Genomic DNA, 14101 nt, shown 5'->3' on the forward strand with positions numbered 1-14101 from the left:
TCGAGTGCGCGCGCCGCTCGAAATGCCGTTTCCCATTGACGCCCATGTGGTCCCATGCTATCCCATAAGTCAGCCGAAAGGATGCCTGTAAGCGTCCGAAAAATGCAGAAGGTGGAAGGGTTTAGTACCCTTTTTGCTCTGCAGCGGCGGTTTGCCTGCCGGGTCTCATGCGGGAGACTTGAGGCGGGCGAGGTTGGGCGGATGATCCGCTCTTCCATTTCGGAAACGGTTGTATCGCGTCATGATCCGCTTCCTGTCGAATTCGGTGAACAGGATCGATGCCAAGGGGCGCGTCTCGGTGCCCGCGAGCTTCCGTTCCATTCTTGCTTCGGCGGATGTGCAGGATCTCTATTGTTTCCAGGACTTTGTGTTTCCGGCGATCAGCGTTGGTGGCCCCGAGCTGCTGACGCGCCTCGAAAAGCGGATCGAGGTGGCGGACCCATTCTCGCCGGAAGCCAATCGGATGTCGCTGCTGGTTCATGGTGGCGGCGTCTTCATGCGGCTCGATCAGGAGGGGCGGTTGATGGTCACGGACTTCATCCGCAGCTTCACGGGCATTACCGATCACGTCGCCTTTGTGGGGCGAGGGGATCATTTCCAGTTGTGGCAGCCGGAGGCGTGGGAAGCTGCGCAGAAGGCGGCCCGCGAGGGGCTGGGGCGCTGACGCTGACAAGGCAAGGCCCCGCGACGAGGGGATATTTCATGTCGGTGGACGAGTTTGACGGCGTTCACGGGGACGGCTGTCCGCATATCCCGGTCATGCTGCCGGAAGTTCTGGCTGCGCTCGCGGTTCAGCCGGGGCAGGTTGTTCTTGATGGCACGTTCGGTGCAGGCGGCTACACGTCCGCGATCCTGGGTGCGGGCGCACGCGTGATCGCGCTCGACCGTGATCCGAATGCGATTGCTGGCGGCAAGGCTCTGGTCGAAAAGTCGGCTGGCGCGCTGACGCTCGTCCATTCGCGTTTCTCCGATCTGGCGGCGCATGCGCCGGCCGAGGGGCTTGATGGCGTGGTGCTCGACATCGGTGTTTCCTCCATGCAGATCGACGAGGCCGAGCGCGGTTTCTCGTTCCAGCGGAACGGGCCGCTCGACATGCGCATGTCGTCAGCGGGCGTCAGTGCGGCCGATGTCGTCAATCGCGCCAAGGTTGGCGATCTGATCCGCATCTTCGGCTTTCTCGGTGAGGAAAAGCAGGCGGGGCGCATTGCCCGCGCCATCGAAAAGCGCCGAGCTGAGAAGCCGTTCGAGACGACGCGCGATCTGGCAGGTCTCATCGAGATCGTGACCCCGCGCAAGGCCAAGGACAAGATCCATCCGGCGACCCGTGTCTTCCAGGCGCTGCGCGTTTTCGTCAACGATGAACTGGGCGAACTCGCCAAGGCGCTGTTTGCGGCCGAAGCGAGCCTGAAGCCCGGCGGGCGTCTCGTCGTCGTCACCTTCCATTCGCTCGAGGACCGGATCGTCAAGCGCTTCTTTTCCGACCGTTCCGGCAAGGCTGCGGGCTCGCGGCATCTGCCGCAGGTGCATGACAAGCCGTCTCATTTCGATCTCGTCTACAAATCGGCGCTGCAGGCGAGCGATGCGGAGGCGGAGGTCAATCCGCGCGCCCGCTCCGCCAAGCTTCGCGCCGGCATTCGTACCACTGCTGCGGCCGGCCCTGCCGACATGGCGATCTTCGATCTGCCTGATCTGGCAAGTCTTGCAAAACTGGGGAGCTGACCGTCCATGTTTCGCACATTCGATATCATCTTGATCGTGATCATGACGGTGGCGGCGACGATCACCTATTCGATCAAGCACAAGGCCGAGACGGTGCTTGACGATGTTCACAGGCTCGATGCGGAGATCAAGCTGGAGAAGGATACGATCGATCTGCTGAAGGCCGACTGGGCGCTGGCGACGCAGCCGAACCGGCTGGCGCGGCTGGCCGACACGTTCAAGGGCGATCTCAAGCTGCAGCAGACGGATTCCAACCAGATCATCCAGCCGAAGGAGCTGCCGATGCTGAAGGCGGAAGTCGGGCTGGCTGACGCAGAGGCGGCAGGTCTTGCTCCGGATGCGCGCAAGACCGACGAGGTGGTCAGGCCCGCGCCTGCCAAGCGCGATACGGCCAAGGCTCCCTCAACCAAGACAGATACTATCAAGACCGGATCGGTGAAGCGCTGATGTCATTCCTGTCCCGCATCATGAACATCAAGAGCAAGGCGCACTTTTCTGCGACGCCTCGCGGAGCGCGTCGTGCCAATGATGGCAAGGCCCGTTTCGAGGGTACGCTCAAGCGTTCGGGTGCGCAGGCCAAGAGCCGCGTCGGCATCATTTTCGCCGGCTTTACGGTCGCCTATGTGATCATCGGCGGGCGACTGGTCGAGTATGGCATGGCGAAGCCCGAGACGGTGTCCAGCATCATGCCGTCGGACAACCTTCTGGCCTCGCGTCCCGATCTTCTGGATCGCAACGGCCAGGTTCTGGCGACCGACATCCGCACCGTCTCGCTCTACGCCGAACCGTCCAAGATCATCGATCCGGACGAGGCGCTGGAGGAGCTCTCCAGTGTATTGCCCGATCTCGATGCCAAGTCGACCTATCGCAAGCTTTCCTCCAAGAGCCATTTCCAGTGGCTGCGCCGCCAGCTGACGCCACGCCAGCAGAGCCAGATCCTGGCGCTCGGCATTCCCGGCATCGGTTTCCGGCCCGAGAAGCGCCGCTTCTATCCCGGCGGCTCCATCGCCTCGCATGTTCTGGGCCTCGTCAATATCGACAACCGCGGCATTGCCGGCATGGAGAAATATGTCGACAGCCAGGGGCTTGCCGATCTCGCTGCCGTCGGCATGACGAATGATGCCAAGTTGGAGCCGGTCAAGCTGTCGATCGACCTGCGCGTCCAGAATGCGCTGCATGATGTTCTGGTCGACGGGATGCAGCGCTATCAGGGGATCGGCGCGGGTGGCGTCGTTCTCAACGCGCATACCGGCGAGGTCATGGCTCTGGCCTCTTACCCGGATTTCGATCCGAATGATCCGACCCATGCGCTCGACCCCGATCGCCTGAACCGCGTTTCGGCCGGCACCTATGAAATGGGCTCGACCTTCAAGGCCTTCACCATCGCCATGGGTCTCGACTATGGCACGATGACGCTGGGAACGACCTTCGACGCCACCAAGCCGCTCTATATCGGTGGCTTCACCATCCATGACTTTCACGGCACGCGCCGCGTTCTGACGGTTGATGAAGTGTTCGTGCATTCCTCGAACATTGGTGCCGCCCGCATGGCGGATTCCGTTGGGATCGACGCGCACAAGGCGTTTCTTCAGCGCATGGGCCTCTTGACCCGCATGGACACCGAACTTCCTGAAGTGGCAACGCCTTCGCAGCCGCGCGTCTGGAAACGCATCAATTCGATGACCATTGCCTATGGTCACGGTGTGGCAACGACTCCGCTGCAGACGGCTGTGGCTGGCGCGGCCCTGGTCAACGGCGGCTACCTTATCGAGCCGACCTTCCTGCCGCGGACGCGGACGGAAGCGGACAAGATTGCCGTCAAGGTGGTCAAGGATACGACGGTCCGCGATATGCGCAAACTGTTCCGCGACAACGTGGTTCAGTCCGTCGGTTCCGGCAAACAGGCCGGCGTTCCGGGCTTCGATGTCGGCGGAAAGACCGGAACGGCTGAAAAGCTCGTCCGTGGACGTTATGTCAACGGCCACAACTTCAACGCCTTCCTGTCTGCCTTCCCGATGAGCGATCCGCAATATGTGGTTCTGGTCTTTATCGACGATCCGCGCACCGGCGAGCATAATTCCAATCTTGCCGGCAATACCGCGACCCCGATGGTCGGCCGGGTCATTGGCCGGATTGCGCCACTTCTGGGCGTTCAGCCGAAATTTGGCCCAGATGGATCGGCAACGCTCGTTTCATATTAATATAGGGCGAATACCCGATTCGAGGCGTCCGGACGGCGGGCGTGAAAGGCGAATATCATCGATGAAGCTTCGTGACCTCGCAGGTTCAGACTTTCCGGAAATCGATGCATTGCTTGCGGGCTCTGCCGGAGACGTTCGAGTAACATCCATCACTGCCGACAGCCGTCAGGTGGCCCATGGCGCACTTTTCGTGGCGATCGCAGGCTCCAAGGCCGATGGCTCGACCTTTGCGGGTGAGGCTGTGACCAAGGGCGCTAGCGCCATCGTCATTTCCCGCAATGCCTCCTTCGAGGCGTCCGTGCCGGTTCTGAAAGTGGACGAGCCGCGCCGTTTCCTGTCGCTGGCCGCCGCGCGCTTTTTCGGTGCCCAGCCGGCAGTCATGACCGCGGTCACAGGAACGGCCGGCAAGACATCCGTTGCCTCCTTCACCCGCCAGATATGGGCGCATGCCGGATTTGCAGCGGCCATGATCGGAACGACGGGTGTCATCGCTCCCGGTCGCACGGATTACGGCACGCTGACGACGCCGGACCCGGTGTCGCTGCACAAGCTTCTGGCCGAACTGTCGCGCGAGGGCGTGACGCATGCCGCCATGGAAGCCTCCAGCCATGGTCTCGATCAGCATCGGCTTGACGGCGTCAAGCTGGCCGCGGCGGCCTTCACCAATCTCGGCCGCGATCACATGGACTACCATCCGACGATCGAGCACTATCTCGCCTCCAAGATGCGGCTGTTCAGCCTGCTGCCGAAAGGCGCGCCGGCGGTGATCTTTTCCGATGATCCCTATTCGCTGCATGCCATCGAAGCGGCGGGCCGCGCCGGCTGCGAAGTGCTGACGGTGGGCCGCAAGGGAACCTTCCTGACTCTGAAGCGTGTCGAGCATTTCCGTCACAAGCAGACGGCCGAGATCCATTGCGGCGCCGATATCTACGAAGTCGATATCCCGCTCGCCGGTGATTTCCAGGTCGCCAATGCGCTGGTTGCCGCTGGTCTTGCCATGTCGACCGGGGTCAGCCCGGCGGCAGTGATGGCGGCGCTTGGCAAGCTGGTCGGAGCATCGGGCCGGCTTGAGCTGGTTGGCCACACGGTCGATGGCGCGCTTGCCTATGTCGACTATGCCCACAAGCCTGAAGCGCTGGAGAATGTGCTGACCTCGGTTCGTCCGTTCACGACGGGCCGCGTCATCGTCGTCTTCGGTTGCGGCGGCGACCGCGACAAGGGCAAGCGGCCGCTGATGGGCGAGATCGCCTCTCGGCTTGCCGATGTCGTCATCGTCACGGATGACAATCCGCGTTCGGAAGTGCCGTCGGTCATCCGTTCGGAGATCATGGCATCGGCGCCCGGCGCGCTGGAAATCGGCGACCGCGCGGAGGCAATTCGCACCGCCTGCGGCATGCTGAAATCCGGGGATACGCTGATTGTCGCCGGCAAGGGACATGAAGAAGGCCAGATCGTCGGGGACAAGGTGCTGCCGTTCTCGGATCAGGCCGAGATCGACAAGGCTTTGGGAGGAATGCAGGCTTGACCACTCTCTGGACGTCCGATGAGCTCGTCAGCGCGATGCATGGCAGGCCGTTTGGCTCGCTGCCCGCTGGCGTCACCGGCATTTCCATCGACAGCCGTTCCATCGGCAAGGGTGAGGCCTTCTTCGCCATCAAGGGCGACCGGGTGGACGGGCATGACTATGCCTCGGTCGCCGCTGCCAATGGTGCTGCGCTGCTGGTCGTCAGCGAGGCGAAGCTGCCGGCGCTGGGGCGCGTAACGACGCCGATGATCGTGGTCGATGACGTGCTCGCGGGCCTTGAACGCCTCGGTCGTGCCGCTCGGCTGCGCTCGGCGGCCAAGGTGATCGCGGTCACGGGGTCCGTCGGCAAGACGACGACCAAGGAAATGCTGCGCAAGGCGCTGGAATCCTCCGGCACGGTCCACGCCTCCGTCGCCTCGTTCAACAATCACTGGGGCGTGCCGCTGACGCTTGCCCGCATGCCGAAGGATGTCGACTACGGCATCTTCGAAATCGGCATGAACCATCCGGGCGAAATCCGCGCCCTGGTGTCGATGGTGCGGCCGGACATTGCGATCATCACGACGGTCGCAGGCGCGCATCTCGGCAATTTCCGCTCCATTGAAGAAATCGCCTATGCCAAGTCGGAAATCCTCGAAGGCATCGAGGTCGATGGTCATGCGATCCTCAATCGCGATATCGAACAGTTTCCGATCCTCGAAAAGGTGGCGATCGAGAACCGCGTCGCGCATATCCACACGTTCGGCAACAATGCGCGTGCCGATTTCCGCCTTGCGGAGTTCAACGGCCATCCGACGAGTTCGAATCTCTGGGCCGTCATCGGCGGACGGACGATCGAAGTGACGATCGGCGCGCCCGGTCGGCATATTGCCGAAAATGCGCTGGCAGTCCTCGGTGCGGTGTCGCTCGCCGGCGCCGATCTCGATCGCGCGGCCGAAGCGCTTGCCTCCTTCACGCCGGAAAAGGGCAGGGGCCAGCGGCATATCCTGTCGCTCGGCGAGGGCAAGGGCATGTTCACGCTGATCGACGAAAGCTATAATGCCAATCCTGCCTCCATGCGTGCGGCGATCGGCCTGCTTGCGGGCACGCCGGCAACGGGCGAGGGGCGGCAGATTGCCGTTCTCGGCGACATGCTGGAAATGGGTGAAAATTCGCCCGCCATTCACGGCAATCTGGCACAACCGCTGCGGCAGGCCGGCATCAAGCATCTGTGGCTTGCAGGGCGCGACATGCGCATGCTTGCCGAAGCCATGTCGGGTTCGGCCGACGTTGCCTATAGGAAGACTGCCGAAGAGCTTGCAGACTATGCGGTTTCTCATGTATCCGACGGCGATGTGCTGGTCGTCAAATCGTCGCTGGGGACAGGATTCGGCAAGATCACGGCGGCCCTTCTCAATGCATTCCAGCCTGCAAACGCGGCTGGGGTCTGACAACTTTAATTAGAAAGAGCCGCTATGCTGATCTGGCTTGTGGAACTGTCGCATCATATCCAGTTTTTCAATCTGTTCCGCTACATCACCTTCAGAGCCGGCGCAGCCCTCTTCACCTCCGCCTTCATCGTTTTCCTCTTCGGTCCGCGCATCATCGCTTCCTTGCGCATTCGCCAGGGCAAGGGCCAGCCGATCCGTGCTGACGGACCGCAGACGCATTTCAAGAAGGCCGGCACGCCGACCATGGGCGGCCTCATGATTCTCGCCGGCATCGTCGTTTCTTCGCTGCTGTGGGCGGATCTGTCGAATGTCTATGTCGTCTCGACGCTGCTGGTCACGCTCGGCTTTGGCGCGATCGGCTTCTATGACGACTATCTCAAGGTCACGAAGCAGTCGGACAAGGGCTTTTCCGGCAAGGCGCGCCTTGGCATCGAATTCGTGATCGCCGGCATCGCAGTCTATTTCATGATGCGCTCGGCAATGGCGTCTGCGCCGAACGGCTCGATCATCGGGACCTCGATCGCCTTTCCCTTCTTCAAGGACTTCTTCGTCAATCTCGGCATGTTCTTCGTGCTCTTCGGCGGCTTCGTCATCGTCGGCGCCGGCAATGCCGTGAACCTGACAGATGGCCTCGACGGGCTCGCCATCGTGCCGGTGATGATTGCGTCTGCCTCCTTCGGCGTGATTGCCTATCTGGCCGGCAATGCGGTCTTCGCGAACTACCTGCAGATCAACTTCGTGCCCGGCACGGGTGAACTTGCCGTCATCATGGGCGCGGTCATCGGGGCGGGCCTCGGCTTCCTCTGGTTCAACGCGCCGCCGGCGGCCATCTTCATGGGCGACACCGGCTCGCTCGCACTCGGCGGCATGATCGGCACGGTGGCTGTTGCCACCAAGCACGAGATCGTCATGGCGATCATCGGCGGTCTCTTCGTCATGGAGACGCTGTCGGTCATCATCCAGGTCTTCTGGTTCAAGCGGACCGGCCGGCGCGTCTTCCTGATGGCGCCGATCCACCACCATTTCGAAAAGCTCGGCTGGACGGAAAGCCAGGTCGTGATCCGCTTCTGGATCATCGCCGTCGGCCTTGCCATGGTCGGCCTTGCCACGCTCAAGCTCAGGTAATTTGCCATGATGCCGGTCACTTCACTCGGCGGCCGAAAGGTCGCCCTTTTCGGGCTAGGCGGTTCCGGCCTTGCGACGGCGCAGGCGCTGATGGCGGGCGGCGCGGATGTGACCGCGTGGGATGACAATCCTGCCAGCGTCGAGAAGGCGAAGGCGGCGGGCATTGCGACCGCCGATCTCCATGGCATCGACTGGAAGGTGATGGATTGCTTCGTGCTGTCGCCCGGGGTGCCGCTGACACATCCGAAGCCCCACTGGACGGTCGATCTGGCGCATGCCGCCGGCGTCGAGATCATCGGCGATGTCGAGCTCTTCGTGCGCGAGCGCATCCGGCTTTCGCCCGATTGCCCCTTCATCGCGATCACCGGCACGAACGGCAAATCGACGACGACGGCGCTGATCGCCCATATCCTGAAATCGTCGGGCCGCGATACGCAGCTCGGCGGCAATATCGGGACGGCGGTTCTGACGCTCGCTCCGCCGGCAGCCAATCGTTTCTATGTGGTCGAGTGCTCGTCCTATCAGATCGATCTGGCACCCTCGATCAATCCGTCCGCCGGCATCCTGCTCAACCTGACTCCCGACCATCTCGATCGTCACGGCACGATGCAGCATTATGCGGATGTGAAGGAACGGCTGGTCGCGGGTAGCAAAAACGCCATTGTCGGCGTCGATGATAGCTATTGCAGCCAGATTGCCGACCGCATCGAGCGCGCAGGCGTGGCCGTGACGCGTATTTCGCGGCGGCTGGCGCTGAAGGATGGTATCTTCGCCGATGGCAGCCGCATCCTGAGGGCGGAAGCTGGCCAGGTCTCCGAGCTTCTGGACCTCAAGGGCGTCGAAACGCTCCGCGGCGGGCACAATGCCCAGAACGCGGCTGCGGCCATTGGTGCCTGCCTTGCCGTTGGCGTCAGCCTTGACGACATTCGCGCCGGCATCCGCTCCTTCCCGGGTCTCAATCATCGCATGCAGCCGGTCGGCAAGCGTGACCACGTCACCTTCGTCAACGATTCCAAGGCGACGAATGCCGAAGCCGCAGCGCCCGCGCTGTCGAGCTATGATCGGATCTACTGGATTGCCGGCGGCCTGCCGAAGGAGGGCGGGATCACCGCGCTTCAGCCGCTCTTCTCGAAGATCGCCAAGGCCTATCTCATTGGGGAGGCTGCGCCGCAATTCGCCGCGACGCTCGGCGAGGCGGTGCCTTACGAGATTTCCGGCACGCTGGACCTGGCGATCGCGCATGCGGCGAAGGATGCAGCGGAAGACAAGACCGGCCCTGTGGCGGTCATGCTTTCCCCGGCTTGCGCAAGCTTCGACCAGTACAAGAATTTTGAGGTCCGTGGTGATTCGTTCGTTGCGATCGTGTCCGGCCTCAATGGCATCACGATGCTGGTTTGAGCACAGCGGGAGATCGGTCGAATGGTAAGCCGCGCGGACAGGGGTAGGGTTGCAGACTGGTTCTGGACGATCGACCGGTATTTTCTGTTCGTCTTCGTTCTGCTGATGGGCATCGGCTTCATGCTGTCCTTCGCGGCCTCTCCGGCCGTGGCCGAGCGCATCGGGGCCGGAGAATTCCACTTTGTCACCAAGCATGCGGAATTCCTGCTGCCGGCGCTCGCGGTGATGATCGGCTTTTCCTTCATGACGCCGAAGACGGTGCGGCGCACCGCGGTGATCATGCTGATCATCTCGCTGACGCTCATGGTGCTGGTTCTCTTCATCGGTGTTGAAGTGAAGGGTTCGCGGCGCTGGATCTCGCTCGGGCCGCTCGGCATCCAGGCCTCCGAATTCATGAAGCCCGCCTTCATCGTGGTCTGCGCCTGGCTGTTTGCCGAGCATCAGAAACAGCCTGAAATTCCGGGCAATCTCTTCGCCATCCTGCTCTACGGCATCGTCGTGGCACTTCTTGTTGCCGAGCCCGACCTTGGGCAGACGATCCTGACGACCTCGGTCTGGGGCGGCATGTTCTTCATGGCCGGTATGCCGTGGCTGTGGATCACGCTTCTGGCGATCTTCGCAGTCGGTGGTTTGACGTCGGCTTACGTCCTCTTGCCGCACGTGGCGGCGCGTATCGACAAGTTCCTGACCGGCGAGGGCGATACGTTCCAGGTCGATACCGCCCGTCAGGCGATCTTTCGCGGCGGCTGGTTCGGTCAGGGGCCGGGCGAGGGGCAGATGAAGAAGATCATCCCCGACGCCCATACCGACTTCGTCTTCTCCGTGGCGGCGGAAGAATTCGGCATTATCTTCTGCATGGCGCTGGTTGCGCTCTTTGCCTTCATCGTGATGCGCGGTCTGTCGATTGCCTATCGCGAGAAGGACCCGTTCAACCGTTTCGCCATTTCCGGTCTGGTGCTGCAGTTCGGCATCCAGTCCTTCATCAACATCGGGGTCAATCTCGAGCTGCTGCCGGCAAAGGGCATGACGCTGCCCTTCATCTCCTATGGCGGCTCGTCGATGATCGCGATCTGTATCACGGCCGGTTTCATCCTGGCGTTGACGCGGCACAGGCCCGAGACGCGCTCTCGCGAGCGCCGCCTGTTCAGCATCGCCCATGGTCATCCCGCCGAGTGAGGTTTTATGAGCAAAGGCATCGTCATGCTGGCTGCCGGGGGAACCGGCGGTCATCTTTTCCCCGCAGAAGCGCTCGCGCATAGCCTGAAGGCGCGCGGCTATTCGGTTCATCTGGTGACGGATTCGCGCGCCGAGCGTTATGCCGGCAAGTTCCCGGCCGATGAGATCCATATCGTGCCTTCGGCCACCATCGGCTCGAAGAACCCGATCGCCGTCGCCAAGGCGCTCTTCACGCTGTGGCAGGGGACGAACCAGGCCAAGGCACTGATGCGGCGCATCAAGCCGGTTGCCGTTGCGGGCTTCGGCGGCTACCCGACCGTTCCGCCGCTTCTGGCGGCCTCGCGTCTCGGCCTGCCGACGATGATCCATGAGCAGAATGCCGTCATGGGGCGGGCCAACCGGATGCTGGCGCCGAAGGTCAAGGCGATTGCTGGCGGCTTCCTGCCCGAGACGGATGGGCAATATGCGTCGAAGACGGTGACGACCGGCAATCCGGTTCGTCCGGCCGTGCTCAAGGCGGCGGCGCATCCCTATGTGCCATCCGCAGGCTCAAGCCCGTTCAAGCTCGTCGTGTTCGGCGGGAGCCAGGGCGCGCAATTCTTCTCGACCGCCGTTCCGACAGCCGTCACGCTTCTGCTGGCTGAGCTCCAGCAGCGCCTCGTGATCACCCAGCAGGCGCGGCCTGAAGATGCCGAGGGCGTCAAGGCCTGTTATGCCAAGCTCGGGATCAATGCCGAGATTGCGCCCTTCTTCACCGACATGGCGGAGCGCATTGGTGCCGCGCATTTCGTCATCTGCCGTTCGGGCGCGTCCACCGTTTCGGAAATCGCGGTGATCGGGCGGCCGGCGCTCTTCGTGCCCTATCCGTTCGCGCTTGATCACGACCAGGCGGCCAATGCAGCCCTTCTGGTCGAAAAGGGCGGTGCGAGGGTCGTCCAGCAATCGAAGCTCTCTGCGGAGAAGCTGGCCGATGTGCTGAAGATTGCGATGGAACAGCCGATGCGGCTTCTCGAGACCGCCTATGCTGCGAAACAGGCGGGCAAACCTGATGCGGCGAACTTGCTTGCCGATCTCGTGGAGGCTATTGCGGCGGGCAAGACGGTTTCACAATTCAAGGGTCAGCGCACATGAAAATGCCCCAGAGCATCGGGCTCGTTCATTTCATCGGCATCGGCGGCATCGGCATGAGCGGCATTGCCGAGGTGCTGCATAATCTCGGCCACCGCGTGCAGGGCTCCGACCAGTCCGACAGCGCCAACGTGCAGCGTCTGCGCGCCAAGGGGATCGACGTGTTCGTCGGTCACAAGGCGGAGAACCTGGGCGACGCCGAAGTCGTCGTTGTCTCGACCGCCATCAAGAAGAACAATCCCGAGCTGATCGCCGCGCGCGAGAAGCTGCTGCCGGTCGTGCGCCGCGCCGAGATGCTGGCCGAACTGATGCGCTTCCGCAATGCAATCGCCATCGGCGGCACGCATGGCAAGACGACGACCACCTCGATGGTGGCGGCCCTTCTCGAAGCCGGCGGGCTCGACCCGACCGTCATCAACGGCGGCATCATCAATGCCTATGGCACCAACGCCCGCATGGGCGAGGGTGAGTGGATGGTGGTGGAAGCCGACGAATCCGACGGCACCTTCCTGAAGCTTCCCGCCGATGTGGCGATCGTGACCAACATCGACCCGGAACACCTCGATCACTACGGCAGTTTCGATGCCGTGCGCGCGGCGTTCAAGCAGTTCGTCGAGAACGTGCCGTTCTACGGCTTCGGCGTGATGTGTCTCGACCATCCGGAAGTGCAGGCGCTGGTCAGCCGCATCGAGGACCGCAAGGTCGTGACCTATGGTGCCAACCCGCAGGCCGACGTACGCTTCATGAATATCCGCATGGAAGGGCCGGTTTCGGTCTTCGACGTGGAAATCCGCCGCCGCCGCACCGGCGAGACGATCCTGATCGACAATCTGCGCCTGCCGATGCCCGGCCGACACAATGTGTCGAATGCGACGGCTGCCGTTGCCGTTGCCCACAGGCTTGGGATTTCGACGGACGCGATCCGCAAGGGCATTTCGTCCTTCGGCGGCGTCAAGCGTCGCTTCACCCTTGTCGGCGACTGGAATGGCGTCTCGGTCTATGACGACTACGGCCACCATCCCGTCGAGATCAAGGCGGTGCTGCGTGCGGCCCGCGAGGCCTGCCAGGGCCGCATCATCGCGGTTCACCAGCCGCATCGCTACAGCCGCGTCGCAAGCCTCTTCGAAGACTTTGCCGGCTGCTTCAACGACGCCGACACGATCATGATCGCGCCGATCTATGCGGCGGGCGAGGACCCGATCGAGGGCGTGAGCGCGGAAGAGCTTGTCTCGCGCATCAAGTCCGCCGGCCATCGCGATGCGCGCTTCGTCTCGGGTGCTGCAGATATCGCGCCCGTGGTCGCAGCCCTTGCCAAGCCGGGTGATTTCGTAGTCATGTTGGGGGCTGGCAACATCACAAGCTGGGCGGCAGCATTGCCGGAAGAATTGAAGAAGATTGCAGGATAATTTGCATGAAACAGGTTGACGGTCAGAAACTCTTGGAGTCCTTCGGCGATGCCATGAAGGATGTGCGCGGCCGCATGACGCCGGACGCACCGATGGACCGTGTGACCTGGTTCCATGCCGGCGGTCTTGCCGAGCTGATGTTCCAGCCGCATGACGTCGAAGATCTCGTCACCTTCCTCAAGGGGCTGCCGGACGAGGTGCCGCTGACGGTTGTCGGCGTCGGCTCCAACCTTCTGGTGCGCGATGGCGGCATCAAGGGCGTCGTCGTGCGCCTGTCGGCCAAGGGCTTCGGCGATGTCGAACTGGTCGGCGAGAACCGCATCAAGGCCGGCGCGATCTGCCCGGACAAGAACCTGTCCGCCATGGCGCTCGACAACGGCATCGGTGGCTTTGCCTTCTACTACGGCATTCCCGGCTCCATCGGCGGCGCACTGCGCATGAATGCCGGTGCCAATGGCGGCGACACGAGCGAACGTCTGATCGAGGCGCATGCCGTGGACCGCAAGGGCAACCTCCATGTGCTTTCCAAGGCCGAGATGGGCTATGCCTACCGCCATTCCTCCGCGCCGGAAGGCCTGATCTTCACGCATGGCGTGTTTGAAGGCCATGCCGACGACAAGACGAAGATCCGACAGGAAATGGACGCCGTGCGCCATCACCGCGAGACGGTGCAGCCGGTGCGCGAGAAGACCGGCGGCTCGACCTTCAAGAACCCGGAAGGCCACTCTGCCTGGGTGCTGATCGACGAGGCCGGCTGCCGCGGCCTGATGAATGGCGGCGCGCAGATGTCGCCGCTCCATTGCAACTTCATGATCAACACGGGGCAGGCGACCGCCCATGATCTCGAATATCTCGGCGAGATGGTCCGCGCCCGCGTGTTCGAACATTCCGGCATCAAGCTGGAATGGGAGATCAAGCGGCTCGGCAACTTCATGCCGGGGCTGGAGATCAAGCCGTTTCTGGGCGTGACCACCGACTGAAAACATCGAGCGC

12 protein-coding genes are annotated in these 14101 nt (G+C 62.5%); all 12 read left to right on the forward strand.

Going from position 1 to position 14101, the window contains the following annotated elements:
- The first annotated feature begins 241 nt into the window (after positions 1 to 241).
- A complete protein-coding gene (mraZ, locus tag LQK84_RS09000) occupies positions 242 to 664 on the forward strand; it encodes a division/cell wall cluster transcriptional repressor MraZ (RefSeq protein WP_230828371.1) in 423 nt (140 codons plus the stop codon).
- Positions 665 to 702: 38 nt separating this feature from the next.
- Positions 703 to 1719, forward strand: a complete 1017-nt coding sequence (gene rsmH / locus LQK84_RS09005) for a 16S rRNA (cytosine(1402)-N(4))-methyltransferase RsmH (protein WP_230828372.1) — start codon at positions 703 to 705, stop codon at positions 1717 to 1719.
- 6 nt (positions 1720 to 1725) lie between these two features.
- Positions 1726 to 2166, forward strand: coding sequence for a cell division protein FtsL (gene ftsL, locus LQK84_RS09010; protein WP_230828373.1), 441 nt, complete (start codon positions 1726 to 1728; stop codon positions 2164 to 2166).
- A complete protein-coding gene (locus tag LQK84_RS09015; RefSeq protein ID WP_230828374.1) occupies positions 2166 to 3920 on the forward strand; it encodes a peptidoglycan D,D-transpeptidase FtsI family protein in 1755 nt (584 codons plus the stop codon). The genes ftsL and LQK84_RS09015 overlap by 1 nt, the downstream gene beginning before the upstream one ends.
- A gap of 61 nt (positions 3921 to 3981) precedes the next feature.
- Entirely contained in the window at positions 3982 to 5445 is a 1464-nt protein-coding gene (locus LQK84_RS09020; RefSeq protein WP_230828375.1) for a UDP-N-acetylmuramoyl-L-alanyl-D-glutamate--2,6-diaminopimelate ligase, read from the forward strand.
- Positions 5442 to 6875, forward strand: coding sequence for a UDP-N-acetylmuramoylalanyl-D-glutamyl-2,6-diaminopimelate--D-alanyl-D-alanine ligase (locus LQK84_RS09025; RefSeq protein WP_230828376.1), 1434 nt, complete (start codon positions 5442 to 5444; stop codon positions 6873 to 6875). Before LQK84_RS09020 ends, LQK84_RS09025 begins: the two co-directional genes overlap by 4 nt.
- Positions 6876 to 6899: 24 nt before the next feature.
- Positions 6900 to 8000 (forward strand): phospho-N-acetylmuramoyl-pentapeptide-transferase, encoded by a 1101-nt coding sequence (mraY, locus tag LQK84_RS09030; protein ID WP_230828377.1) that lies wholly within the window; start codon positions 6900 to 6902, stop codon positions 7998 to 8000.
- Between the two features lie 6 nt (positions 8001 to 8006).
- Positions 8007 to 9398: a UDP-N-acetylmuramoyl-L-alanine--D-glutamate ligase gene (murD, locus tag LQK84_RS09035; RefSeq protein ID WP_230828378.1), complete on the forward strand. Its 1392-nt coding sequence runs from the start codon at positions 8007 to 8009 to the stop codon at positions 9396 to 9398.
- A gap of 21 nt (positions 9399 to 9419) precedes the next feature.
- Entirely contained in the window at positions 9420 to 10574 is a 1155-nt protein-coding gene (gene ftsW, locus LQK84_RS09040) for a putative lipid II flippase FtsW (RefSeq protein ID WP_230828379.1), read from the forward strand.
- Positions 10575 to 10580: 6 nt separating this feature from the next.
- Positions 10581 to 11705: an undecaprenyldiphospho-muramoylpentapeptide beta-N-acetylglucosaminyltransferase gene (murG, locus tag LQK84_RS09045; protein ID WP_230828380.1), complete on the forward strand. Its 1125-nt coding sequence runs from the start codon at positions 10581 to 10583 to the stop codon at positions 11703 to 11705.
- Positions 11702 to 13108, forward strand: coding sequence for a UDP-N-acetylmuramate--L-alanine ligase (gene murC / locus LQK84_RS09050; RefSeq protein WP_230828381.1), 1407 nt, complete (start codon positions 11702 to 11704; stop codon positions 13106 to 13108). Before murG ends, murC begins: the two co-directional genes overlap by 4 nt.
- A gap of 5 nt (positions 13109 to 13113) precedes the next feature.
- Positions 13114 to 14088: a UDP-N-acetylmuramate dehydrogenase gene (murB, locus tag LQK84_RS09055; protein WP_230828382.1), complete on the forward strand. Its 975-nt coding sequence runs from the start codon at positions 13114 to 13116 to the stop codon at positions 14086 to 14088.
- Positions 14089 to 14101: the final 13 nt, after the last annotated feature.

The organism is Rhizobium sp. C4 (genome assembly GCF_021026315.1).
In the GTDB taxonomy this organism is placed as follows: domain Bacteria; phylum Pseudomonadota; class Alphaproteobacteria; order Rhizobiales; family Rhizobiaceae; genus Ensifer_A.